The sequence below is a fragment of the Psychrobacillus sp. BM2 genome (genome assembly GCF_048572895.1).
Lineage (GTDB): Bacteria > Bacillota > Bacilli > Bacillales_A > Planococcaceae > Psychrobacillus.
Genome location: NZ_CP183878.1, coordinates 1,423,278 through 1,448,358 on the forward strand (window position 1 = coordinate 1,423,278; position 25,081 = coordinate 1,448,358).

Below are 25,081 nucleotides of genomic sequence, written 5' to 3' on the forward strand. Positions count from 1 at the left end.
CTCTTTTAGAGTATCATATAAATATTGTGATTGAATCGGGGGTGCGAAATGAGTCAGGTGGGAAAACCATTTTTATCACTGGAAAAACAAATAGAAAAACTTTCTTCGCGTGGTTTGGAAATTCTATCAGTTGATAATGCCAAGCAACAATTACTAAGAACTACCTATTACGATTTAATTAATGGATATAAAGATGTTTTTTTAGTAGAGAAAATAGATTCAGAAGATGAGGATCAATATATTAGTGGTACAACTTTTGAAGATATTCTTGATCTATATAATCTAGATAGAGAGATAAGACATGCAACATTAGAGGTTTTACTAGACATTGAGTGTATTTTCTACTCAAGCTTGGCTTATTGCTTGTCAGAAATATATGGGGAAAAACAGGAAGACTATTTAAAGAAAGAAAATTATAGACTTGGAAGAAAGCAGAAGCATAACAATCGTTTTGAACGAGATAACCTACTTTGGAAAATTGGAAAGAAAATTAATGAACCTGATGAACAACCACTTAAATACTATAAAGAACAGTACGGAAATATACCACCGTGGATATTGGTTAAAGGATTATCATTCGGTGAATTGGTGATGCTATACAGGTTATCATCTGATGTAGTTAAATCAAATGTTATTATGAATATAATCGGCAGGGAAGCATCGGATCATGACAAAGAATTTTTTCTGAAAAGTATGGAAATATTTAATAGATATAGAAATCTTGCCGCCCATGGTGGTCGTATTTATAATAATTGGACAAACTTTGAACTTCCTTACAAACCGGAACTGTTTAGAATGTTAGGTATTGAAAAGGCGGCGCACAATAAAGGAAGGGGAAGAAATGATTATGCCGCATTTACAATTGGTCTCTTGTTTTTCTTTCAAAATAATGCTAGAGGAATGCTTGAATTCATTATATATCTAGAAGGTGCGATGAGTGAATATCAGAAAAAGCAGCCTTCGCATTACGAGTGGACTTTAACTGCATTAGGTATTCCTAGTAATTACTATCGCTCATTTTTAGGTAGTCTTGGATTGTAGGGAACCGATTTTACTGAGAAGACTAACGTGTGCAAAACGTTTGCATAAATACGTTTAAAAGGTTTAAAAACTTAACAGAACTGCGATAGCGACATTTATAGAGCATTCTTGCCAGTAATGGTAAGGGTGCCTTTTTCTACAAAAAAACAGCACCTCTAAATTAGAGATGCTGCATACATATTACATAATTACCCTTGCCCTCGACAATGCTATTTTAAACTAACCGTAGTCAAAACCGTATTCACTGACTTTTAAATTTCCCCAAAAACCCTTATAAAGCTTGATGGTCCCGACTGGTCTCGAACCAGCGACCCCCACCTTGTCGAATTTGTAACCCTTAAATAATCTGTTTAAATTGAATTCGATTAAGTTAAATAAGTCTGGTTTAATAAGGTTTTCGAGACAGTGAAAATCATTTCAGTAAAATAAGAACGGTACAAAAAAATAATTATGCGGACAAATTGCGGACAAAAGAGTAAACAGGTGGTCTGTATTACTTATTTAATGAAAACAGGTTACTACAGTTTCAGTAATAGCTAATCTTTATATTATAATTTCAGTTTTGCCTTTGTTAAATATTCTTTATGATTTTTCCAAATAGAATGCCCACTTAATGTATTAACAACATTCTCTAATTCCTGCTTTTTAAAGGACAACTATTACTTTCATACTAGCAAGTTTCTTCATTAAAGATGATATTTCTTATTAGAAGTAAGAACTTAATGAACTCTTTTTTAAATCTATCTATATTGGTATTGGTTAAGAAGTGATTTAATCTCTTTAGGTGATGCATATGATGAAATTGAATTGCTAATTTATTTATATTGAGAAAAAATTTATCTGACCTAGATTGGCTATATGCCTCTCAAGGTTTTTTACTATATTAAAATTGAATCAACCAATATTAAGTAAAAGAACAAAATAATTTGATAATCGAGAGCATAATTATTAATTTTGGTAGTTTGTGTAGTTTTGATAATTTAATATCAGTCCTTATAACTTATATTTCGATTTCTTTTCGTTTATTTGAAGAAGGAATATTCAGTTCACTGCGATATTTGGAGATAGTTCTCCTAGAAATATTAATTCCTTGATCTGTAATAAAATAATTAGTAATTTCTTGATCTGAAAGAGGGTTAAATTTATTTTCATTCTTAATAAGACTTTTTAATAAATTTTTAACTTTAATTTGTGAAATGGAGTCTCCATTTGAAGTTTCAATTTTTGAACTGAAGAATTTTCGAAGTTCAAATGTTCCTTTTGGTGTCTGGATAATTTTATTTGCTGTAGCTCTACTAATCGTTGATTCATGCATTCCAATTTCATGGGCAATCTCTTTAAGAGTTAAAGGGATTAAAGAGAGAAAACCATCAGTAAAAAATTTTTTTTGCTTTTCAATAATTACTGCAACTATTTTTAAAATTGTTTTACGTCGTTGTTCTATACCATTTACTAGCCATTGATAACTTTTATATTGACTTGAAATATAACTTGCGATTTCTCCCTCATTATTATTAAGTGATTTAGCATAATCGTGATTAAAGTGGATAGTAGGTAAGTAGCCATCATTTAAATAATATGAGATTTCCATCTTTTTTACTTTGACAATAATATCTGGGTTAATATACTCTGTTTCAAAATTTGATATAGAGGAACAAGGTCTTGGATTAAGAGTTAATATGTATTCATGAACTTCTTTTAATTTAGGTAACGTAATTCCCATAATAAGAGCAATATCGCCCCATTTTCGATTAGCAAGTAATTCTAAATGATTCTGGATAAGTTCGTTAGCTATTTTCTGATCAGGGAAGTCTGTGGTTATTTGAAGGAGCAAGCATTCCTGAAGATTTCGTGCTCCAATACCAAGGGGACCTATTTTCCGAATGATTTGAATGCCTTCATTAATTTCATCATCTGTGAATGCTTCCGCTTCTATGAATAAATCAGAACTCAGAATCAGATATCCATTATCATCTAGGTTATAAATAAGGTATTCTACTAATTTATGTAATCGTTTATCAAGGGTTAAGAACCTTACTTGTTCAATTAGATTGTCTTTTAAGTTAGGATTTTTAATTTTTATTGAATCCATATAATTGGATTTGGTGGAGTTGCCTTTATTTTTTGTTTTTTTTTCAAATACATAATCGTTATTTTGATCCTCCAACTTTAATAAAGGATTATCTATTTCTTGTTCATTAATAAATTGGTAGAGTTCATAATTTGAATATTGCAATAACTCAATTGCTTGCCTTAATTCAGGAGTCATTAATAAACTAAGTTCTTGGTTTTGTTTAAGTATAATATCCAAAAATTCACCTCCAATATAATTTGATAGCGCTTACAGTTAACTGTCTATTAATATTTTATCATAAAAATAGAATATTCCAATTTTAAATAATAGGGTCCTTTTGTTTTGAACAAATTAATTATATAAAGCAAATGATCCCTTTAGGCAAATTATGAAGAATGTAAGTTTACAATCCTACTTGTTTCTACACTTTTCATTCCGAAAATAAATGCGCATCCTCATTGACATCTTCACTATCTCTTTCCTCTAGAAGCTGCACAATCATAAAGGCAAATGTTGAGCACTCATTTAATAACGGTGTAATGGAGTAGATCATCCAAACGATCATGAGGGAGTCGAAGCATTGATGAAACATGATTGTACGGACGTTTTCTTACAGTTGTCTGTTTTACCTTACACTTCAGAAATTTAAATGACAATCTTACAAATTGAAAAACACTTTAGAATCGGGAAACATCCATCAATATTAAATTGGCATGGAATTTGCATTAGTATAAAGTAACGTGTTAACTGATTTTTCAGATAGATGAAAAAATTTCATCATTGGAGAAAATCAGTGAAGGATTGTTAGTGATCAACATATCAATCTAAAACATGTTAGTCGTAAATGAATACTAAAAATGCAGGAGGGATACTAAATGAGTCAATCAACAGTACAAATAAAGGCGGATCATTCTAAGGTTCTTTCAATACTAGATAAGAATGGGAAGGTCATAAATCATGATCTTTTGCCACAACTATCCAACGAAAGATTGATAGGGCTTATGAAGAAAATGGTATTTACGCGGATTTGGGATGAACGGGCAATTAAGTTAAACCGCCAAGGACGTTTGGGGCTATGGGCTCCAGTCTCTGGTCAAGAAGCTAGCATGATTGGGAGTGAGGATGCCCTCTCTACAGAGGATTTTATATTAGGAAGTTATCGTGATATTCCGCAAATTGTTTGGCATGGTCTACCTCTTTATCAAACATTCCTCTATTCAAGAGGTCATCAACATGGGGGGCAAATTCCAGAAAGTGTCAATGTTTTGATGCCCCAAATTATTATTGGAGCTCAAATCATTCAAGCAGCGGGTGTCGCTTTAGGTTTTAAGCTTAGAAATAAAAAGAATGTGGCCATCGCTTATATTGGGGATGGAGGTACATCTCAAGGAGACTTTTACGAAGGTATTAATTTCGCAGGTGCCTATAAAGCACCAGCAATCTTTTTTGTACAAAATAACCAATATGCTATATCAGTTCCTATAAATAAACAAACAGCAGCAGAAACTCTTGCACAAAAAGCAGTTGCTGCCGGAATAACAGGAATTCAGGTGGATGGTATGGATGTTCTTGCAGTACATAAAGCTGTATCTGAAGCGGCTGAAAGGGCAAGGAATGGAGAAGGACCGACCCTGATTGAAGCGATTACTTATCGTTACGGTGCCCATACAATGGCAGGTGATGACCCGAAAAGATATCGTAAGAAGGAAGAGGAAGATGAATGGAAACAAAAGGATCCATTAATTCGCTTTAGAAAGTATTTGACTCAAAAGGGTCTATGGAACGAACTAGAGGAAGAATTGGTGATAGAGGAAGCAAAAAAGGCTATTGCCGAAGCAATGAAAAAGGCAGATGAGACACCTAAAATGACAATTCCATCATTAATAGACTCAATGTTCGAGCAAACCCCTCTCCACTTAGAAAAACAAAAAGCAGAATTTATCGCGATGGAGGGAAAATGAGATGACCCAACTAACAACAGCTAAAACAGCCCAAATGACTATGATTCAAGCAATCAATAGTGCAATGAAAATCGAGCTTGATCGCGATGAAAATGTTCTTATTTTTGGTGAAGATGTAGGTAATAATGGAGGGGTTTTTCGGGCAACAGATGATTTGCAGGAAACATTTGGCGAGCACAGAGTTTTTGATACACCGTTAGCCGAATCAGGAATAGGTGGATTAGCCATCGGACTCGGACTACAAGGATTTCGTCCAGTAGCTGAAATTCAGTTTTTTGGCTTCATGTTCGAGGCAATCGATTCAATTGCCAATCAAGCAGCCCGAATGCGATTCCGATCAGGAGGAAGATTTCATAGTCCAATTACATTTCGATCCCCCTATGGTGGAGGAGTTAAAACTCCTGAGAATCATGCAGATAGTTTGGAAGGTATGATGTTACAAACACCTGGAATAAAGGTAGTGATCCCATCTAATCCGTATGATGCTAAGGGGTTACTCATCTCTTCCATTCGTGACAATGACCCAGTAATTTTCTTGGAGCATATGAAGCTGTATCGTTCCTTTAGGGCTGAAGTTCCAATAGGTGAATATACGGTACCAATTGGTGTGGCAAAAGTAGTCAGAGAAGGTGATGATGTAACCATCATTACTTACGGTGCTTTGGTGCATACATCCCTAGATGTAGCAGAGAAAATGGAGAAAGAACAAGGTATTAAAGCCGAAGTCATCGACTTACGTACTATTAGTCCAATTGATATAGAAACAATCGTTAAATCTGTACAAAAAACAAACCGTGCAATTGTCGTACAGGAGGCACAAAAAACGGCTGGAGTGGCGGCTGAAGTCATGGCTCAGATTAATGAAGAAGCCATGCTTTATTTAGAAGCTCCTGTATTACGCGTAGCCCCACCAGATACTGTGTATCCATTTGCGGTTATTGAGGACGCGTGGATTCCGACTTCTTCTAGAATCATAGAGTATGTGAATAAAGTGATGAACTTCTAGTATGGGGTTTCTTGACCATCATAAAAATTTCGAACTCAATATACAACTTATTTAAAAAGAAGGGGAATTAAAATGAATAGATTTGAATTCAAATTACCTGAGCTTGGTGAAGGGATACACGAAGGCGAAATTGTAAATTGGTTTGTGCAAGAAGGGGAGGTAGTGACGGAAGACCAAACGATTGCAGAAATACAAAATGATAAATCAGTCGTAGAGTTACCCTCCCCTGTTAGTGGAAAAATCTTAGAAATCAAGGTACCTGAAGGAACAGTTTGTACCGTGAATGATGTCATTCTTGTATTTGAAGTAGATGCAGAGAGTGATAATAGTTCAATCGACTATGGCGTAGGATCAAGCGTAGCCAAAAGTGTAGAAAAAGTCACCGTTAATACATCTATGTCAGTAGGCAATGTAGCAGTTGCCACCCGACCAATCATTTCTACTGTTACTGAGAAAGCTGTAGATACACAAACCATTGCTAAGCGAGAAGTGTTAGCTACTCCAAGTGTGCGGAAGCTCGCACGTGAACAGAAGGTTTCTTTACTTGAAATAATAGGAACAGGTAAGAATGGACGTGTTACTCGGGAAGATATTCTGGCTTATGCTTCAGAAGAGAAACTAGATGTTACCAAGGCAATGTCACTTTCAATCAATGAAAAGAAGGGTCAAACTATTTCTAAAGAGGAGAAAGGTTCAACTAATGAAGAACATGAAGAACATGAAGAACGTGTTCCTATTAAAGGCATACGAAAATTTATATCACAGGCGATGGTTAAGTCTAAACATACAGCAGCACATGTTACGATCATGGATGAAATTGACGTGACCGAACTTGTAGCCCTTCGAAAGAAAGCAAATGAAATATTTGCTGATATTAAGGATGTTAAATTAACATATTTGCCATTTATCACAAAAGCTTTGATTGCCGCCTGTCGTGAATTTCCCATACTGAATGCATCCATTGACGACGAAAGGAATGAAATAATCTATAAAAAATATTATCATATTGGGATTGCCACAGATACGAAAAATGGATTAATCGTGCCTGTTGTGAAGGAAGCTGATCGGAAGAATATATGGAAAATCGCAGAGGAAATTAAAGATGTTGCCTTACGTGGACGTCAAGGAAAGTTGGCACCAAATGAATTAAGGGGAAGTACTATAACCATTACGAATATTGGGTCTGCTGGGGGAATGTTCTTTACTCCGATTATCAACCATCCTGAAGTAGCTATATTAGGTATTGGAAGAATTACGGAAAAGGCTGTTGTAAAAAGTGGAGAAATTTTTGTTGCTCCGATTATGAATCTCTCACTAAGTTTTGATCATCGATTAATTGATGGATCAACAGCTCAAAACTTCATTAATTTTATAAAACGTTTACTTGAAAATCCTGAATTACTAATTCTAGAAATTTAATGGACTGTAAAAGCTGCAATAACTGTAATATTCCATCCCTTAATACAACAAGTGTAGGTAAAACCGTACATATTGTCTGGTTATCAATACAATTCTGCACTACAGGTTAAAATTAAATTTCGCTACGACTTGATATGAAAGGGTTTACATTACGAAAAAAAGTTGGCACACAAATTGCATCTACTAAGTTATCCTGGATGAAAGTTATAATGCTATTCCAGGATAGATCTTTCTTACTTAGATACGATAAACATAAAAATGGAGGCGGAAAATTATGGGTTTCCCTGTAGTTCGTTACGAAGAAAATCAAACATATAGTTGGGGTGTTGTAAAAGGTGATAATGTGATCCCCGTTCCCGGGATATTTGATTCCCTTGCAGCATTCTTAAAAGACGGAGTAGACAAAGCGAGGGAAATTGCTGTTTCAGATATTGACACAGGTATTTCCACTAACAATCTACAAATCTTAAGTCCAATTACTAGACCTGCTCAAATTGTTTGCCAAGGACTAAACTACTCATCTCATCGTGCTGAAGCTGGTTCGTCTGAAAAACCGACCTTTAATTTAATCTTTTCGAAGGCCGAGAGCTCTTTATGTGGACCAAATGATCATGTAATTCGTCCTGAACATGTAGAATTGCTAGACTATGAAATAGAACTAGGATTAGTAATTAAAACAGAAATTACACATACCATTGAGGTTACAGAGAACAATTTATTCGATTATGTGGCTGGGTTGGTCATTACGAATGACGTATCCGCAAGAGATATTCAAATTCCGCAGGATTTATTTAAAGGGAAAAGTTACAGAACGTTTTGTCCTGTTGGACCGTATCTTTATATCTTAGACAGAGACGATATTCCTAGAATTTCAAATCTTGAACTTAAACTTTGGGTAAATGAGGAACTACGGCAATCTGCCAATACAAAACAGTTAATTTATAAGCCAACGGAAACATTAACAGAATTATCTGGTCTCATGGATTTGTCACCTGGCGATCTTATTATGACGGGGACACCCGGTGGTGTAGCAGTTCAATTATCAGGAGAATTAATTCAAAAAATGTCTGAATATCCAGAAAAAAAAGCTGAGATATTTAGAGACAACCAAAAAGATAATGTTCACTATTTAAAGGATGGAGATAGAATTCGCTGTGAAATTAAAAGCGCTGATGGGTTAATTGATTTAGGTGTTCAAGAGAATTTGATTGTTGGAAATTCTAGCAATCAATAAATTTCAGTAAAACAATAGTTGAAAATATTTTAATTCTATTTTTAACTATTGATTTATATTAACTTTAATAAATTTTATAAAAAGGGGATAGAAAAATGAAACTTGTAAAACTTGGCTATGTACAACTTGGTGTAAAAAATACCGAACCAATGATTAATTACTATAAGGACATCATGGGTTTATCTGTTATTACAGAGGCAAGTAATGGAAGCGCTTACTTAAGTAGTTCGATTGACCACCATAATATTATCCTGACTCCGTCCGATCAGCCAGGTTGTATGAGGGTGGGATTCCAATTAAGCAAAGATTCATCATTAAAAGAGGCGGCAGAGGAATTAGCTAGTCATGGTATTACTTCTGAAATAAAATCAAATGTTCATCCGGGTATTTCCGAACTTTTGGAGTTTACCGATGTAGTTGGTAATATGGTACAACTTTATGAAGAGATGGAATATAGCGGTGTTGGTTTTAAGCGATCAGGAATTGTGCCGTTTAATTTTAACCATGTCTCATTTCAATTTCCACTAGAAGAACAACAACGTGCAATAGATTTTTATCGAAATGTTATGGGATTCCATGTCACGGACTGGGTTGAAAATATTATTACATTTATGACATGTAACTCTTATTTCCATGTCTTAAATTTCATCGTATCGGATCAAAAGAAAATGCACCATCTTGCATTTGAACTAGAGGATTGGAATCATATGGCACGAGCACATGATCTTTTAGCAAAGAAAAACATCCCTATTCTTTGGGGTCCAACACGTCATGGGGCAGGGCATCCAATTTCATCGTATCACCATGACCCAGATGGCAACCTAGTAGAATTAACTTTCGGTATTGATACTTATAATATGGAATTGGGATACGTTGAACCAAGACCGTGGCATGAAGATTATCCGCAAAGACCAAGAGCGTGGAATCCAGATGAAATGTTATCTAAATGGAGCACTCCTTTTGGATTTGATTTAGTTAAATAATAGACTATACCAAGGACATTTTGCTTACTTTTAATAGAGTAATTATGAAGGAATAATAAAAGCATAATTGGAGGAGTAAACGATGAGTGTAAATACTATTAGTACGGTTGATAGTGCAATTGCTTACGAGAGCTTGATGAAAAAGGCGAAGGAGCTTGTTCCAAAATTACGTGAACGGTCGCAAGAATTACAACAGACAAGGAGAATTCCTCAAGAAACAATTGATGAATTGGAAGCGGCTGGTCTTTTTCACCTGACCATTCCAAAAGAATATGGTGGACAACAATTAGATTTTCGACATTATGTCGATGTAATTGCAGAAATTGGTCGCGGTTGTGGTTCTACGTCATGGGTTTTGACTTTAACTAATGTGTGTAATTGGTTTACATCTGTATTGTTTACGGAAGAGGTACATCGAGTATTATTTGAGTCAGAAAAAAAAGCACGTGTTTGTGGAGTACTTGATCCAAGGAAGGCAAGTGTAAAAAGAGTAGACGGCGGATATCTAATTGAAGACGCTCTTTGGGGGTTCGCTTCTGGTTCATGGCATGCAGATTACTTTTTCCTTGGGATCCCATTAGTAGATGAAAAGGGAGAAATAATAGATCCTGCTGGAGTTGCATTAATACCAAAGTCAGAGGTTCAAATTAAAGACGATTGGTTTACGGTGAGTATGAGAGGAACGGGAAGTAACACGGTCACCGTACAAAATGTTTTTGTGCCTGATGAAAGAATTTCTTCACTTGGTAAGGGCATTGAAGGTATTTATAAATCTGAACATCTAAGTGATCAATCTTTATATCGATCTGCTTTCATTCCGGTATCTGCGATTATTATGACTGGACCTGCGTTAGGACTTGCAAAGGCGGCGATGGAGCATTTTATGGAAAAACTTCCGAACCGCCGAATCACATACACACCGTATGAAAAACAAGCGGAAGCACCTATTACTCATCTTCAAGTGGCAGAAGCATCAATGAAAATTGATACAGCATTGCTACATGCTTATCGAGCTGCTGAAGATATTGATAATTGGGCGAAAAGCGGGGAATACATGGAACTTGAGAATCGTGCTCGTGTACGGATGGATTGCGCTCTCGTTGTACGCACTTGTCAGGAAGCAATTGAAATCTTAATGACAGCAGGTGGAGGAAGTGCGGTTAGCGAAAATAACCCATTAAATCTTATTGCCTCCGATATTCGTGCTAGTAACGTGCACGCCGTAATGACTCCAACGACAAATTTAGAGTTATATGGCCGTATACTTTGTGGTCAAGGACCGAATGTACCATTGGTATAAAATCTTAATTCATTTGACTGAGGGAGAATATTATTCCTTCAATCCCTAATTAAACTAATTCATTCTTTGTCCAGTATAATGCTGATTTTTATTCTTGTTTCTTATATTTGAAGAGTGAAGCAAAAAAAGCTTTAAAGTCTTGAAGGAATTAGAAAAGAAATTAAACAAATAACAAAAAAAGTACAATATAAATTATCGCAATACTCAGAAAAGGGGAAATAGATTATGGCGTATTTTGCTGCATTTTTAACTATTGAAAAGCAAGAATTAGTGCAAGAGTATCGTGCAAACCATCGTAGCTATTTGGAAGAACTAACTTTGAAACAAAAAGTTTTCAAAAAAGGTCCTTTTACAGATGGACTTGGTGGAATGGTAATATATATTGCAGAAAATTTTGAGGAAGCAAAACAATTGTCAGAGAATGATCCACATGTTATTGAGGGAGCTGTAAGCCTTGAACTTCGTGAATGGGGAGCATACTAAATATTAAATAGAGATTAAAATGGATGCTTGACTAGTGCCTTTAAACAAGAAAAGGCACTTCAGTCTGCACCTGACCAAATTCCATCGATAATTGATCGAGAATGCTTACACTTATAAATAAATTTAAAAAAAGTATGGACTAAACATAATGAATTTAACTTTATAAACTCAAATATATGTTTAGAAGAAATGAGATTTATAGGACAGGATGTGATGTAAGAATGGAAAAAACACAGGTAGTTATTGTTGGTGGTGGTCCCGTTGGACTCTCAGCTGCAATGGAACTGGGGATAAGAGGAATTGAATGTATTGTATTGGAACCTCGTAAGGAAGTTTCAAAGCTCCGCCCTCGTGCAAAAACTGTAAGTGTTCGATCTATGGAACACTTTAGAAGGTGGGGAATAGCCGAAAAAATAAGAGAGGCTGCTTTATTACCAGTTTCGTGGTCGCAGGAAGTAAGCTTTTGTAATAGCCTCCTTGGACAAGAAATCACGCGATTTAAACAAGTATTAGGTCTTAGTGTTACAGCACAAGAAATGTTTGCTGAATCAAGCCAGCAAATTCCTCAGTTCGTTGTGGAGGAAACACTTCGTGAATTGGTAAGAAGTCTCCCTTCCGTCAAATTTTTGGAAGGGTGGGAATTAGAGAGTTTAGAGCAGGATGATGAAAAGGTAATTGCCCACGTGAAAGGACTTGAGAGCCTAACGATTGAAGCAGAATACCTTATAGGTTGCGATGGGGCTCGAAGTATTGTTAGAAAGGAAATTGGTGTTGTTCTTGAAGGGAATTCGGACTCAGCCACCAACTTTAGCGTTCTATTCCGTTCTTCAGAATTAATAAATAAAGTACCTCATGAAGAAGCTATTCAGTATTGGATTGTGAATAGAGAGTTCCCTGGTTTAATGGGAAGCTTAGATTTAAAGGATTTATGGTGGGGTATTGCTGTCGGAGTCGAGGGGAAGGAAGGTGAAAAGAATCCGGAACGTCTTGTCCATGGATTAATTGGCGAGAAGGTCCCAATTGAGATAGTTTCAACCGATGCATGGACAGCCCGAATGTTATTGGCTAACCGCTACAGAGTTGGACGTGTATTTCTAGCTGGAGATGCAGCTCACCAAAATCCACCTTGGGGGGGACATGGATTTAATACAGGTTTGGGTGACGCAGTTGATATTGGATGGAAATTAGCAGCAGTGTTACAAGGATGGGGTGGAGCTTCATTACTAGATAGCTACGAGGAAGAGAGAAGACCAATAAGTGCCCGTGTAATAAAAACTGCAGAGACAAATATGAAAACTTTGTCTAGTAACTTAGCAGATGGTTCCGAAAATAGCCGTGAAGAAAAACATGATTTTAGTAAACTTGAAGAAAGCATACTAAAAACGAAGCGGATGGAGTTTCATAGTTTAGGACTGGTATTGGGGTATCGATATGATAAATCTCCTATCATAATTGATGATAGTTCAAATTGGCCACCTTATGAAGTCGTTCAGTACCATCCTACGGCACATCCTGGGGCCAAATTACCTCATGTGTGGTTGGACAGTGGTCATAGCCTATATGATGAACTTGGTTCTTGTTATACCCTTCTAAGGTTAGATGCTAAACAGAATGTTGATAGTTTGGTTAAGGTAGCTGAAGAAAAAAATATACCTCTAAAAATTGTAACTTTAAACCGTCCAGATTTAATCAACGTTTATGAAAGGTCATTAATATTGGTACGTCCTGATCAACACGTTGCTTGGAGAGGAAATGTATTACCAGAAGATGTATCTTCTCTAATTAATACGGTTTGTGGGATTGCCAAAAGAGTTAATGCGCTATAAAAGATAGAGTTAAACATATGGAAGGCCTTGTTTGTTTACAGGTACGTATGTATCCCTTCAGGTAATAATTAAGAAATTATTATTAGATAATGTGAATAATGAAGTAGAAAGATTAAGGTGGAACGGGAAATTTATTTTAGAGAATCTATTATTTTATTAAAGGGGTGTTCGTTATGGATAAAAAGACATTTAATACTAGTGTAAATGGAGTCAATTTTTATTGTGAAATGCGTGGTAATGGACCTACAATGGTTTTAATTCCAGATGGAAGTAACGATTGTGAACCATATGATGATTTGTCTAAGCTTTTGGCTAGCGATTTTACGGTTTTGACTTTTGATATGCGGGGGGGTTCAAGGTCTTTAGATCCTAATCCGAAGGGATTGTCTCCAAAAGTACTTGCAGATGATGTTGCAGGTATTATTACTAGTTTAAATTTGGGTCCTGCTTCAATTTATGGATGTAGTTCAGGTGGTCAAGCAGCTCTAGCACTTGGAAAGTATCATCCGAATTTAGTGAAAAACTTAATGGTTCATGAAGCTGCATTACAGGCAGATGCCCCGTTGGAGAACTCTGGATTTGCTTTTTTTGAAAATTACGGTACTTTTGGAGAAGTTGTCAATGAAGTGTCTCCAATGACAGTTTGGAGTGTAGGCAACTTAGAAAAGTGGAGAGCCTTGGGAGATGAATGTCATAAAAGAATTGAAGAGAATGGTGCATTTTGGTCAAAGTACTATCTAGGATTTGTAGATAAAGATGTTTATAGTGAGGATGATTTCAAAAAAATGCCTCCTACTTCATTTTCAGTAGGCGCTTGGACACCATCATGGTTGGTATACGCAAATATTGTTACTGCTCAGAGAGGAAATTGTCCCGTGACATGGTTGAACTGTGCACATCATCCAGAAATAGTTTGTCCTGAGGAACTTGCAACATATATCCGCAATTGCAGTAAAGAGTATGTGAATATTTAGAATTCGGTAGTTATATATTAATTTCAGAAAGCCAAGTGGGTAATTCTAATATTCTGACTATTATAAAAAAGGGAGGTTCATAGAGATGGATGATCGTCAATTTCGAACGGCAATGGGAAAATTCGCAACAGGGGTAACCGTCATTACTACAGAACATAACGGTGATATACATGGTATGACGGCAAATGCCTTTATGTCTGTGTCACTTGATCCAAAGCTTGTTGTTATTTCAGTTAGAGAAGAGGCAACAATACTAAATAAAATCAAAGAAAGCAAAAATTTCACCGTGAATATTTTGGCAGCAGATCAACAAGAACTATCGATGTATTTTGCAGGACAGATCAAGGAACCTCGTGAAGTTGTTTTTGATCGTCTAGATGGCAAACCAGTTTTGGGAGGCGCGTGCGCACAGGTGGTTTGCGAAGTATCCACGGAGCATGTTGAAGGAGATCATATTTTGTTTATTGGAAAAGTAACCGATATTCACCTTGAAGATAAGGAACCTCTTGTTTTCGTAAACGGAAAGTATCATACATTGGCTGGTATAAGCACAAGCTGACCTCATTATTGGAACATGAAAGTAAACCGTATGGAAACGATCTATTTGAATATGGAGAATTTGGCTGCCTATCAGGAAATGGTTCAAATATTACAGAAGTGCAATGTTCACAGATTGTTTATAGCAGTTTTATATAGTTCTTTTATTATTAAGTAATGTTATGGGCGTAGAAGAATTTCAAAAAATGCTGGTATAATATTCAAATGAAATTAATCTTATGGTAGTTATGCCACAGGATTAATTTCATTCTTCCAAAAAAACGAATGTTTTACTACTTACTATATACATACGTTGAAAAACTCTATGATACATCCTAACTTTGAGTCCACCTTCTCTCTTAAATTTATTATAGGATGTGAGATTTAGTCTCAAGCAGAAGGTATATACATTAGTTCAAATAATGTGTTTCTGAGTTATAATATTGAAAATCATATTTTCTCTAGTATAAGGTTGATAATCTTTACTTGTAGTATTCTCTATCAAAGGGAGGGCTTAAAGATTTTAGAAAATATAATTACACGATCTTATCTAAAGTTATCAGACAGTTTCTTTAACACCATTAAACTCTTTATTGAGACCAGTTGCGAAATGGTGCCAGTTATAGATGATAATAAACAATTAACTGGTGTTTTTACCAGAGAAGTACTTTATAAGGAACTTTTAAAAAATATATCACTAGAAACGCAAATTAAGCCGTATGTAACAAAATTTGAGAGCACTACTGTATATGAGACCAAATATGATGATATTAAAAAAGATTTAATAGACAACAGTGTGTGCTCTTTTTTTGTGGTAGATGATGAAAAACAACTAGTAGGAATAATTAAGATGAAGGGCCTAATGAGTTATATAACAAAGATAAATTGCTCAAGTATTCAATTGGAACAAGCAGTCTATTTAAATTATCGAGGCGCCTTTAAAATAAATAAAGAAGAAATCATAGTAATAGTCAATGCTAGTATCTTTGATTTTCCAGAAAAAAATGATTCAAAAAAGAATATGTCTTTTTTAAGTGCCACACAGCCACAACTTTCTACTTCGTTAAATTTTATTCATCGAAATGATGAAGGGCAAGAGCGTATTATATTACAGTTGGAGCCTAAATCGACCGCCCCTAAGGAACATCATTTGTTGCAGAATGATTTTACTTTAGAAAAAATAAAAGAAACAAAGTTAATAAAAGGCTTGCAAAAAACGGTCGATATTGTTCATGAACAACTTCAAGATGGGATCATCATAGTCAATGAATTAGGAGAAATCATATCTTTTAATCATAAAATAACAGATTTGTTTCAGCTAGAAAATGAAGAAATTTTAGGTTTTCCAGTACAAGATGTTCTCCCAATGTTGAAACTAGAAAGAGTAATCGAGACTGAAGTAGCTGAACCTAGTATAGCAATCAATTGTAATGGAGTACTTTGTATTGTTCAAAATATACCTGTTGTAGAGAATGGTCAAGTTTTAGGTGCAATAAGTAGGGTTATTTATAATGGAATAAATAAAGCACGTGAAAATATGATGAACTATGATTTTTCAAATAAAATGCATGAAATTCGTGAGAGCATTAATCGTTTTGAAGCTTTAATTAACATTAAGAGAAAAAATGAACAATTAAAGAATGAATCCCTTATAACGTTTAACCAAATTATTACTGAAAACACTGGAATGAAAAAAACCGTTCGCCATGCTCTAAAAGCTGCTAATGGCCGTTCAACTATTCTCATAAGAGGAGAAAGCGGTACTGGTAAGGAGCTATTTGCACAGGCTAGCCACTATGCAAGCGCTCGTAAAGATTATCCATTTGTTTCGGTGAACTGTGCAGCTATTCCTGAACACCTGCTTGAGTCAGAATTTTTTGGTTATGAAACGGGTGCCTTTACTGGTGCAGAAAAGGGTGGGAAAATTGGTAAATTTGACTTGGCAAATGGAGGAACCTTATTCCTTGATGAAATTGGGGATATGGCTCCTGCTCTCCAAGCAAAATTATTAAGAGTGTTGCAAGATAGTGGTTTTTATCGTGTAGGAGGGATAAAAAAAATTCATGTTGATGTTCGGATTATTGCAGCCACCCATCGTAATTTAGAAGAAATGATTAAAAATGGTGAGTTTCGAGAGGATTTGTATTATCGCTTAAACGTGATAACCATTGATATTGCTCCTCTAAGAGAACGAAAGGAAGATATATTGGTTCACACAAAAAGGTATTTGAGGGAACTAAACGAGTTTCTGGGAACGAATATTGTTGGGGTGACTCCAGTTGTAAAAGAAATTCTCACTAATTATAGGTGGCCAGGAAATATTAGAGAATTAAGAAACGTAATTGAAAGTGCTATGACCATGACTGACAATCAAATCATTCAGAAAGAAGATTTACCTTATTATATTCAGAAAAATAGTCCATATGAAATCGAGATACACCATGGAATGACAGAAAAAACAATCCAATTGAATACTTCTTTACCTGAACAAGAGAATAAAATGCTTGAAGATGCTCTTCAATTAACAGAACAGGAAATGATTAAACAAGCATTAATAAAAACCCATGGAAATAAGACAAAAGCAGCAAAAATGTTAGGAATTAGCAGGTCTGTGTTATATGAAAAATTAGCAAAATATCAACTGATCTCAAGTATTAAATGATTTTATATCGATAAATTTCAGAAAATAAAAAATGGTTAAATAATTGGTATCTATTAACACTAATAAGGGCTTAATTACAAAACAGTATGTATAAGTGAAAGGATGAATTAAAATGATAAAAATTGGTATTTTGGTTGGTAGTCTTCGAAAAGAGTCTTTTTCTAAAAAAATTGCGACTAATGTTGCAGCTTTATTCCCTGAAGGATATGAAAGTGAATTTATCGAAATCGGAAATTTACCTTTCTATAATCAAGATGATGACAATGAAAACAATGTGCTAGAAGAATACACTGCTTTTCGTAACATCATGAAGGATATTGATGCTGTTTTATTTGTAACGCCTGAATATAACCGCTCAGTACCTGCAGTAATAAGCAATGCACTGGATATTGGTTCTCGTCCGAAGACGGATAATGTATGGAACGGCAAACCAGCAGCTATTATTAGCCAATCTCCAGGAAATTTGGGTGGATTTGGCGCTAATCACCATTTACGCCAAATACTATCGGCAGTAAATATGCCTGTGGTACAACATCCCGAAGCTTATATCTCCAATTCAGTGAGTTTATTGGATGAAAATGGAAAAATTAATAATGAAGGAACTGTTCAATTCCTTCAATCAGTCATCGACACATTTGTTAATTTGATTAAGAAATAACAAGTGTGAGATAATTTAGGTTCTTCTGCAAAGAAGATTAAAGATGTTCTCTGGCTGAAGGTAATTGAAAGAGGTTGGAGCATATAGCAGAAGAAATTCTGTTTTATGCTCCAACCCTTTTTTTATAATATAGAATAAAAAATGTGAAGGCTAATCGAGATTGATATGACCAAATAAACTTCTAAACTCCTGTCAAAAAGCGTGGTAGGGGCTGCTCATTACAGCCCCTACCGTATAAAAAGTAATTGACAAATGTTAACCTTTGTCAATTTCGAAGAGTTGTCTGGATTGCTCCTGTTGCTTTCGTGCCAAATGAGACACTCCCCAGTCATGCATCATATCAAGAACCATTTGGAGCGACTCCCCGTACTTGGTCATCGAATATTCAACCTTCGGAGGAACCTGAGGGTAAGTTACCCGAAGGATTATTCCCTCTTCCTCCAACTCTCTCAAGTGGGAGGTGAGTACTTTTTTAGTAACGTTTGGCATTACTTTTTGTAATTCATTAAACCTCATCGTCCCGTTATGAAGTAAATGGAGCATGATGGCGATTTTCCACTTGCCTACAATCATATCCAACGTTGTCGCGACTTTACAATTATCTGGTTTTTCATCCATTTTTTAATCCTCCAGCCTGATGACTATCCTATTGTAGCCCAGTTTCAATATTAATACGATTCGACTCAATGTGTAAAGGGCCTCCATAAGCATTGCTAATCCCCAAAGTTACTTTGAAGATACCCGGTATCATCATTGTGCCTACTTCATAAATCATTTAATTCGTTGCATAATGAATCCACACCACCTAACACCTTTGTTAGCTAGATAATAAATAATTTTTACGGAAGGAAGATCATTATGAACAATCAAGATGTATTTAGTAGAGGCATAAAAAGTGTCCGCACCCCTCATTTCCAACGAAATAGCGACATTCATACTATGGCAATGATAGTTGAACCCGGTCATTGGGAAGAGCATGATCCGTTTCTGCTCATGGCACATGACCATATGCGCAGCGGAGTGTTTGGCATCCATCCTCATCGCGGAATGGAGACGGTTACTTTTTTGATTGACGGCAACCTTAACCATTATGATAGCAAGCATGGAACAGGTGTGCTTCATGCTGGGGACGCGCAATGGATGACTGCGGGTAGAGGCGTTGAACACCTCGAGGATGCGGCAAAGGGCGAGACTGTAAACCTTCTTCAATTGTGGGTGAACATTCCTTCGGGACATAAGATGTCACCCTCCAGATACCAGGACTTGCGGAAGACCGATATGCCTGTCATTCATGAAAACGGGGCTGAAATCCGTCTATTTTCCGGGTCACTCGGTGATAAGGCCTCAGACACATTAAATATTGCTCCGATTACGATGGCTGAAATCAATATGGAGCCAGGCGAAGCTTTCAAGTTTGATCTTCCAGGATCCTACAATGGGTTTTTGTATATTTTGGAAGGTGAAGGATTCTTTGGGTCCGATAGCATCATAGGGAAGCAAGGACAGGTTTTATGGATGGGATCTGCGGGAACTGCCGAGCGGAGCGAAATAAAGATCGAAGCACGAAGCAGCATGCGTGTCATGTTGTATGCCGGTGAGCCGATTCGCGAGCCTGTCGTTGCAAGAGGCCCCTTCGTCATGAACACCGAGCAAGAGATTAAACAGGCTTATAGTGATTATCGAAATGGTAAATTTTAAATCAAAATTTATAATAACAGTCTTAAGGAGATTATGAAATTTTTATGAAAACAAAATATATTCTAATGATAATAGCTTTATTTATTGCATCACTAAACTTGCGTCCTTCCATTAACTCAATCGCACCATTGCTAGAAACAATTAGAAACGACTTAGGAATGAACGCCTCCGTAGCGAGTTTGCTAACCTCGATTCCGGTTCTTTGCATGGGACTTTTCGCTCCTGTAGCCGTAAAGTTCAGCGGAAAATGGGGTATTGAGCGGGTATTAGGATGGTCGCTGCTTGTCATCGGAGTAGGTACTATTCTTAGGTTCTTCACGGATTCAACCTCATTTTTGTTAATTACTGCTTTTATAGCGGGTATAGGGATTGCATTTGCGGGACCGCTTCTTCCCGGATTTATTAAGCGTCACTTTCCTAAGCATGTGCCTTCGATGATTTCGATATACACGGTTGCACTCACTCTGGGAGCAGCACTAAGCTCGAGCTTGATCGTGCCGATGCAAAATAGTATGAACTCTTGGCAGAGCGCTCTGGGGGTATGGGGGGTACTCGCATTCGTCGCAGTTCTGTTATGGTGGTTGTTCGTTATGCGGCATATTAAACCGCAAGATCATCTAGCTACCACCGGCACGAAGACGAGAATGCCATGGACAAATAAGAAAGCGTGGCTTCTGACACTGACGTTCGGCTTAATGGCCATGCTATTCTATTCATTCACAGCTTGGTTGCCAGATATTATTCAAGGGATGGGCTATAGTAAGTCCTATGCTGCAAGCGCACTTACGATGTTCGTCGTTGTTCAGATTCCGGTAAGCCTTGTTCTGCCGATCTTGCTTCGCAAATTCCCTTCCCGTCGACTTTGGCTATCGGTTTCAGCACTGTTGCAACTGGTCGGGCTTGTGATGCTTGCGAGCTCCTTTGAACCATTGGTTGCTACGTTCTTTATTGGTTTAGGCGCCGGCGGATTGTTTTCTCTCAATATACTACTACCATTGGATGCTACCGAAAATCCTCAGGAAGCGGCTGCTTGGTCTGCTATGACTCAATCAGTAGGCTATGTGATTGGGGCAACCGGTCCCCTTATTCTTGGGTGGATTCACGATGCGACGGATAGCTTCTCAGCTGCAATAGCAGGGCTTATTGTAATTAATGTAGCAATGATGGTCGTGCAGACTATCGCCACTACCATAAAAAGAAAACAACAATTGGGATAAATTAATCGCAATCATAGATTGCAAGTAATATTTTATTAAGTAGTTTCTTTCTATTTGTTCGTTGAAAATGATGTTTAGAATGGGCTTGCTGATCTCGCACGGTTTTTAGAATTACAAAAATCGGTAGCCTAGGGAAAATGAGGTCCTAGACTGCCGCTAATTTCGTTTCCTTCTATTTAAAAGAGGAGACCAAAAAGGTGTATATGAATAATGTCTTGCAACATAAGTTTTTTAGCTGCTGTAGCACATGCTAGCTCTAACGGGTGCTAGACAATATTCGTTCGACTCTATTTTTATTTTAAGGTAAGTAATTATATGAATGAAAGGGGATTGTCTTATGAGCGATACAAATAAAGAGAAGTTTGAATTTGGTATCTATACTTTTGGAGAGTTAATTCGTGATCCTATTACTGGAAAAACTATTTCTGCAGAAGAGCGTATTCAAAATATCATTGGGACAGCGAAGGTAGCTGATGAAGCTGGATTGGATATTTTTGGTTTAGGGGAACATCATCGTTTGGATTTTGCGGTTTCATCCACACCTGTTGTGTTAGCAGCTATTGCACAAGCAACAAAAAATATTAAATTAGCAAGTGCTACTACTGTATTAGGCACAGCAGATCCTGTAAGAGTATTTGAAGACTTTTCGACATTAGATTTAATTTCGGGTGGACGTGCGGAAATAATGGCAGGTAGAGGAGCATTTATCGAATCGTTCCCTCTTTTTGGCTATAATTTAGATGATTATCATGAACTTTTTGAAGAGAAGTTACAATTGTTACAAGAATTAAATGATAATGAACGTGTTACATGGCAAGGGAAGTTTCGCTCGGCCCTAAATAATAGCGAGATTGCACCTAGACCAAAACAAGATAAGATTCCTGTTTGGAGAGGAGTAGGGGGAACCCCTGCAAGTGCGGTTAGGGCTGGACAGGCTGGATTTGGAATGGCACTCGCTATTTTAGGAGGTAATCCTTTTCATGTAAAACCTTTAGTAGAAGCCTATCGTGAAGCTGGAATTTCGGCAGGGCATGCAGAAGAGGCTTTAAAAATTGCAATCACAAGCCATGGCTATATTGGCAAGACTGCAGAACAGGCTGTTAATGAATTTTACCCATATTATTCTAATTATATTAGAACGATGATGAGAAGAAATATTCCTAAAGAGCACTTGGCAGCAGCTGTTTCTAAAATAGATGCACTTGCTGTTGGAGGACCTGAAGAAATAATTGAGAAGATTCTTTATCAACATGAGTTATTTGGTCATAATCGCTTTATCATGCAACTCGATATTTGTCAGCCAGTTTCCCAGGTTGAAAGTGCGATTGAATTATTAGCAACTAAAGTTATGCCAGTAGTTAGACGGGAAATTGATAATTGAGCAATAAAATAACGAACCTAAATCAATTCTAAATGCCCCTAAAGACCTTATTGCTAAGGGGAGCCATTTCTAGTTTTTTAGTACCTATAAACAATTTTATGTTAACTAGTTTTTGTAAAACTCAATGATACCAATGGTTTGCTGATTGCATGTTTATTACATAAAGTTCAAATCATATGATTGTCCTTACTTGACTTTTTGTCAGTTTATAACTAAACTTATAATTGCAATTCAGTTTAGTTATAAACTGATATCGATTGATTTGGCTCATTTATTAGATCATAAATGTATAGTATTACAGACTTCGGTATCGTTTACTAAAAATGATTAATAAAGGGGGGGGAAGATTGTTTGATAAGCCTTTTAATAGGGAAACTAGCACGGATACAAAATATAGCACTTCACTTTGGTTCAGTTTGGTAAGAGTACACAAAAAGAATATAACTGGTACAACGCAGCTATTGAAGGGTTGGAATCTTACAAATGCTCAAATGGACATAATCAGTCGAGTTGCTGAGTCAGGACAATTATCGCAACAGGAACTGGCAGATAAGTTACTTGTTACAAAAGGTAATATCACACAACTTCTACAAAAGCTAGAGCAAATGAAGCTAGTAAAAAAAGAAAAGGATTGGAAAACGAATTATATTTCTCTTACAGAGGAAGGAAGAAAAATCTATGAACAGTTAACTCCTGTTCTGGAGGAATTTCAAACAGATTATTTCCAAAATCTTTCCATAGACGAAAAGAAACAATTACTGAATCTTATAAGAAAAATTGAAAGTTAAATAATGCAAGAAATGTTTAACTAATTGTTCACAATAGATGTTGTACAAAAGTGAATATGAATTTAAATTTGAGAGGAGAAATTCAGAATGGGTAAATTAGATGGTAAAGTTGCAATTATAACAGGGGGAGCACGTGGTCAAGGAGCTGCTCATGCTCAAACCTTATTAAATGAGGGAGCTAAGGTAGTTATCACGGATGTTAATAGCGAAGCGGGAGAAGCATTAGCTAGAGAACTCGGTGAAAATGCAAAATTTATTAAACACGATGTTTCCAATGAATCCGACTGGCAAAACGTAGTTAATGAAACAGAATCGACTTTTGGACCTATTAATATACTGGTAAACAATGCTGGTATCAATTATTTCGAACCAACTCAAGAAATGTCTGAAGAAAGCTATAGAAGAGTTATTAATATTAATCAGGTAAGCGTATTCTTAGGGATGAAGACTGTATTTCCTTCTATGAGTAAAACAAAAGAAGGTTCAATTATTAACATCTCTTCTGTTGGTGGTTTGTTTAGTCAACAAGGAGCAATAGCTTACTCAGCTTCTAAATTTGCTGTCACTGGTATGACTAAAGCGGCAGCTCTTGATTTTGCAGGACATGGTATTCGAGTTAATTCAATCCATCCGGGAACAATTCGTACTCCAATGCTTGATGTTCCGGGAACTGAAGACGCAGTTAAAAGTCTTATCGAAAAAACTCCATTAAAAAGACTTGGGGAATCCGAAGAAGTATCTAAACTTGTCTTATTCCTTGCATCTAATGATTCAAGTTTTTCTACAGGCTCAGAATTCATTCTTGATGGTGGAGCAACAGCTAGTTTGTAATAAATAATGCCATGATTTTAAACCAAAAGAGTCCATATAGGCTCTTTTTGGTTTAAAAATTTTTAATGGTACAAATTTAAGTATCTTTTTATACTGTGGCACATTAATGTGCTACTTACACTTTATATATATGTATCATTACTGATATGTGAAGTAATTTCATTAAATTTATTAAAGGACGTGCAACAAAATGAAAGTAGTAGCAATCGTAGGTAGTGTTCGTAAAGAATCATATAATAATAAATTAGCAAAATTCGTTCGAAAACGCTATGCTGATCAATTCGATTTAGAAATTTTAGATTTAAGTGTTTTACCACTTTACAATCAAGATATTGAAGAAAATGCACCACAAGTTGTAGTTGATTTTAAATTAAAAGTAAAAGATGCAGATGCAGTTCTTTGGGTAACACCTGAATATAATGCAACAGTTCCTGGTGTATTAGCAAATGCAATTGAGTGGTTATCAAGAGTAGATAAAGTAATGATTGGGAAACCATCATTGATTATGGGTGCTTCAATATGTTAGGAACTGTAAAAGCTCAAGCTCATCTGCGTGACATATTATTTGCAGGAGGTTTACAATCCCCGGTACTTATTGGAAACGAAGTATATGTCGGTGCGGTCCATACGAAAATGGACGAAGAAGGCAATATTACAGATGAAGGAACAGTTGCCTTTTTAGATAATGTTGTTTCTAACTTCAAACAATGGATGAAGCAATTTTCTTAAAGAACTAGCGATAGTTGGATAAGAATTATCAAACTTATACAAAACACAATTGAATAGAAAAAATAGAATGCACTCGGTATCATTTTTTTAAAACCAGTGCTTTTTATTTGTCTTAATATAAAGAAGAAAAATATCGCTTTTATCAAACTTTGTTCAGAAGCTAATTTGGCATTTAGTTCAAGTGGAATAATTTTTTTGTGGAAAAAAATATTTTATTTTATGTATATTGATTTCAGTAGTATGTTGTTTTTGATTTATAAATGATTACAAATAATCTTA

Annotated in this window: 20 protein-coding genes and 1 pseudogene; 19 read left to right on the top strand and 2 right to left on the bottom strand. The window is 36.0% G+C overall.

The genetic code is table 11. The features are described 5' to 3' along the window. Positions 1-57: 57 nt before the first annotated feature. Positions 58-1,041, top strand: coding sequence for an Abi family protein (locus tag ACN6MX_RS06405; protein ID WP_419961809.1), 984 nt, complete (start codon positions 58-60; stop codon positions 1,039-1,041). A 1,000-nt stretch (positions 1,042-2,041) separates the two neighbouring features. On the opposite strand, the gene rpoN is transcribed toward ACN6MX_RS06405, so the two are convergent. After that, positions 2,042-3,352, bottom strand: coding sequence for an RNA polymerase factor sigma-54 (gene rpoN, locus ACN6MX_RS06410; RefSeq protein ID WP_419961810.1), 1,311 nt, complete (start codon positions 3,350-3,352; stop codon positions 2,042-2,044). Positions 3,353-3,990: 638 nt separating this feature from the next. On the opposite strand from rpoN, the gene pdhA reads away from it, so the two are divergent. The 12 genes from pdhA to ACN6MX_RS06470 all read left to right on the top strand — a co-directional run bounded on the left by pdhA (position 3,991) and on the right by ACN6MX_RS06470 (position 18,158). Continuing rightward, positions 3,991-5,076 (top strand): pyruvate dehydrogenase (acetyl-transferring) E1 component subunit alpha, encoded by a 1,086-nt coding sequence (gene pdhA, locus ACN6MX_RS06415; protein ID WP_419961811.1) that lies wholly within the window; start codon positions 3,991-3,993, stop codon positions 5,074-5,076. A 1-nt stretch (position 5,077) separates the two neighbouring features. After that, positions 5,078-6,082: an alpha-ketoacid dehydrogenase subunit beta gene (locus tag ACN6MX_RS06420; protein ID WP_419961812.1), complete on the top strand. Its 1,005-nt coding sequence runs from the start codon at positions 5,078-5,080 to the stop codon at positions 6,080-6,082. Between the two features lie 72 nt (positions 6,083-6,154). Next, the gene (locus tag ACN6MX_RS06425) at positions 6,155-7,501 is read left to right on the top strand and encodes a dihydrolipoamide acetyltransferase family protein (RefSeq protein ID WP_419961813.1); all 1,347 of its coding nucleotides are present in this window, start codon (positions 6,155-6,157) and stop codon (positions 7,499-7,501) included. 274 nt (positions 7,502-7,775) lie between these two features. Further along, positions 7,776-8,735 carry a fumarylacetoacetate hydrolase family protein gene (locus tag ACN6MX_RS06430; RefSeq protein WP_419961814.1) on the top strand — a complete coding sequence of 320 codons (960 nt, stop codon included), beginning with the start codon at positions 7,776-7,778 and terminating at the stop codon, positions 8,733-8,735. A 95-nt stretch (positions 8,736-8,830) separates the two neighbouring features. Beyond that, entirely contained in the window at positions 8,831-9,718 is an 888-nt protein-coding gene (locus tag ACN6MX_RS06435) for a VOC family protein (protein WP_419961815.1), read from the top strand. Between the two features lie 82 nt (positions 9,719-9,800). Beyond that, positions 9,801-11,018: an acyl-CoA dehydrogenase family protein gene (locus tag ACN6MX_RS06440; protein ID WP_419961816.1), complete on the top strand. Its 1,218-nt coding sequence runs from the start codon at positions 9,801-9,803 to the stop codon at positions 11,016-11,018. 225 nt (positions 11,019-11,243) lie between these two features. After that, entirely contained in the window at positions 11,244-11,501 is a 258-nt protein-coding gene (locus ACN6MX_RS06445; RefSeq protein WP_419961817.1) for a YciI family protein, read from the top strand. 221 nt (positions 11,502-11,722) lie between these two features. After that, positions 11,723-13,327 carry an FAD-dependent monooxygenase gene (locus tag ACN6MX_RS06450; protein ID WP_419961818.1) on the top strand — a complete coding sequence of 535 codons (1,605 nt, stop codon included), beginning with the start codon at positions 11,723-11,725 and terminating at the stop codon, positions 13,325-13,327. 173 nt (positions 13,328-13,500) lie between these two features. Beyond that, on the top strand, positions 13,501-14,301 hold the full coding sequence (locus ACN6MX_RS06455; protein ID WP_419961819.1) for an alpha/beta fold hydrolase: 801 nt from the start codon (positions 13,501-13,503) through the stop codon (positions 14,299-14,301). 85 nt (positions 14,302-14,386) lie between these two features. Continuing rightward, on the top strand, positions 14,387-14,860 hold the full coding sequence (locus ACN6MX_RS06460; RefSeq protein WP_419961820.1) for a flavin reductase family protein: 474 nt from the start codon (positions 14,387-14,389) through the stop codon (positions 14,858-14,860). A gap of 588 nt (positions 14,861-15,448) precedes the next feature. Next, the gene (locus tag ACN6MX_RS06465; RefSeq protein ID WP_419961821.1) at positions 15,449-17,500 is read left to right on the top strand and encodes a sigma 54-interacting transcriptional regulator; all 2,052 of its coding nucleotides are present in this window, start codon (positions 15,449-15,451) and stop codon (positions 17,498-17,500) included. 112 nt (positions 17,501-17,612) lie between these two features. Beyond that, entirely contained in the window at positions 17,613-18,158 is a 546-nt protein-coding gene (locus tag ACN6MX_RS06470; RefSeq protein WP_419961822.1) for an NADPH-dependent FMN reductase, read from the top strand. 255 nt (positions 18,159-18,413) lie between these two features. Here ACN6MX_RS06470 and ACN6MX_RS06475 read toward each other — a convergent pair whose 3' ends face one another. Further along, the gene (locus tag ACN6MX_RS06475; RefSeq protein WP_419961823.1) at positions 18,414-18,776 is read right to left on the bottom strand and encodes a winged helix-turn-helix transcriptional regulator; all 363 of its coding nucleotides are present in this window, start codon (positions 18,774-18,776) and stop codon (positions 18,414-18,416) included. A gap of 240 nt (positions 18,777-19,016) precedes the next feature. Here ACN6MX_RS06475 and ACN6MX_RS06480 point away from each other — a divergent pair, with 240 nt between their 5' ends. The 6 genes and pseudogenes from ACN6MX_RS06480 to ACN6MX_RS06505 all read left to right on the top strand — a co-directional run bounded on the left by ACN6MX_RS06480 (position 19,017) and on the right by ACN6MX_RS06505 (position 24,802). Next, positions 19,017-19,856: a pirin family protein gene (locus tag ACN6MX_RS06480; RefSeq protein ID WP_419961824.1), complete on the top strand. Its 840-nt coding sequence runs from the start codon at positions 19,017-19,019 to the stop codon at positions 19,854-19,856. Between the two features lie 44 nt (positions 19,857-19,900). Continuing rightward, positions 19,901-21,073, top strand: a complete 1,173-nt coding sequence (locus tag ACN6MX_RS06485) for a CynX/NimT family MFS transporter (RefSeq protein WP_419961825.1) — start codon at positions 19,901-19,903, stop codon at positions 21,071-21,073. A 337-nt stretch (positions 21,074-21,410) separates the two neighbouring features. Continuing rightward, positions 21,411-22,454 (top strand): LLM class flavin-dependent oxidoreductase, encoded by a 1,044-nt coding sequence (locus tag ACN6MX_RS06490; protein WP_419961826.1) that lies wholly within the window; start codon positions 21,411-21,413, stop codon positions 22,452-22,454. A gap of 347 nt (positions 22,455-22,801) precedes the next feature. Beyond that, positions 22,802-23,242, top strand: coding sequence for a MarR family winged helix-turn-helix transcriptional regulator (locus ACN6MX_RS06495; RefSeq protein ID WP_419961827.1), 441 nt, complete (start codon positions 22,802-22,804; stop codon positions 23,240-23,242). 87 nt (positions 23,243-23,329) lie between these two features. After that, on the top strand, positions 23,330-24,073 hold the full coding sequence (locus ACN6MX_RS06500) for an SDR family NAD(P)-dependent oxidoreductase (protein WP_419961828.1): 744 nt from the start codon (positions 23,330-23,332) through the stop codon (positions 24,071-24,073). A 190-nt stretch (positions 24,074-24,263) separates the two neighbouring features. Continuing rightward, positions 24,264-24,802, top strand: a pseudogene (locus ACN6MX_RS06505) (NADPH-dependent FMN reductase). Positions 24,803-25,081 lie beyond the last annotated feature (279 nt).

What these genes read in the sequence shown, in the direction of transcription:
- pdhA (WP_419961811.1), top strand. Translation starts at nt 3,991, where the DNA reads ATGAGTCAATCAACAGTACAAATAAAGGCGGATCATTCTAAGGTTCTT.
- ACN6MX_RS06460 (WP_419961820.1), top strand. Translation starts at nt 14,387, where the DNA reads ATGGATGATCGTCAATTTCGAACGGCAATGGGAAAATTCGCAACAGGG.
- ACN6MX_RS06450 (WP_419961818.1), top strand. Translation starts at nt 11,723, where the DNA reads ATGGAAAAAACACAGGTAGTTATTGTTGGTGGTGGTCCCGTTGGACTC.
- ACN6MX_RS06480 (WP_419961824.1), top strand. Translation starts at nt 19,017, where the DNA reads ATGAACAATCAAGATGTATTTAGTAGAGGCATAAAAAGTGTCCGCACC.
- ACN6MX_RS06420 (WP_419961812.1), top strand. Translation starts at nt 5,078, where the DNA reads ATGACCCAACTAACAACAGCTAAAACAGCCCAAATGACTATGATTCAA.
- ACN6MX_RS06425 (WP_419961813.1), top strand. Translation starts at nt 6,155, where the DNA reads ATGAATAGATTTGAATTCAAATTACCTGAGCTTGGTGAAGGGATACAC.
- ACN6MX_RS06465 (WP_419961821.1), top strand. Translation starts at nt 15,449, where the DNA reads ATGGTGCCAGTTATAGATGATAATAAACAATTAACTGGTGTTTTTACC.
- ACN6MX_RS06435 (WP_419961815.1), top strand. Translation starts at nt 8,831, where the DNA reads ATGAAACTTGTAAAACTTGGCTATGTACAACTTGGTGTAAAAAATACC.
- ACN6MX_RS06485 (WP_419961825.1), top strand. Translation starts at nt 19,901, where the DNA reads ATGAAAACAAAATATATTCTAATGATAATAGCTTTATTTATTGCATCA.
- ACN6MX_RS06490 (WP_419961826.1), top strand. Translation starts at nt 21,411, where the DNA reads ATGAGCGATACAAATAAAGAGAAGTTTGAATTTGGTATCTATACTTTT.
- ACN6MX_RS06455 (WP_419961819.1), top strand. Translation starts at nt 13,501, where the DNA reads ATGGATAAAAAGACATTTAATACTAGTGTAAATGGAGTCAATTTTTAT.
- ACN6MX_RS06440 (WP_419961816.1), top strand. Translation starts at nt 9,801, where the DNA reads ATGAGTGTAAATACTATTAGTACGGTTGATAGTGCAATTGCTTACGAG.
- ACN6MX_RS06470 (WP_419961822.1), top strand. Translation starts at nt 17,613, where the DNA reads ATGATAAAAATTGGTATTTTGGTTGGTAGTCTTCGAAAAGAGTCTTTT.
- ACN6MX_RS06475 (WP_419961823.1), bottom strand. Translation starts at nt 18,776, where the DNA reads ATGGATGAAAAACCAGATAATTGTAAAGTCGCGACAACGTTGGATATG.
- ACN6MX_RS06430 (WP_419961814.1), top strand. Translation starts at nt 7,776, where the DNA reads ATGGGTTTCCCTGTAGTTCGTTACGAAGAAAATCAAACATATAGTTGG.
- ACN6MX_RS06445 (WP_419961817.1), top strand. Translation starts at nt 11,244, where the DNA reads ATGGCGTATTTTGCTGCATTTTTAACTATTGAAAAGCAAGAATTAGTG.
- ACN6MX_RS06500 (WP_419961828.1), top strand. Translation starts at nt 23,330, where the DNA reads ATGGGTAAATTAGATGGTAAAGTTGCAATTATAACAGGGGGAGCACGT.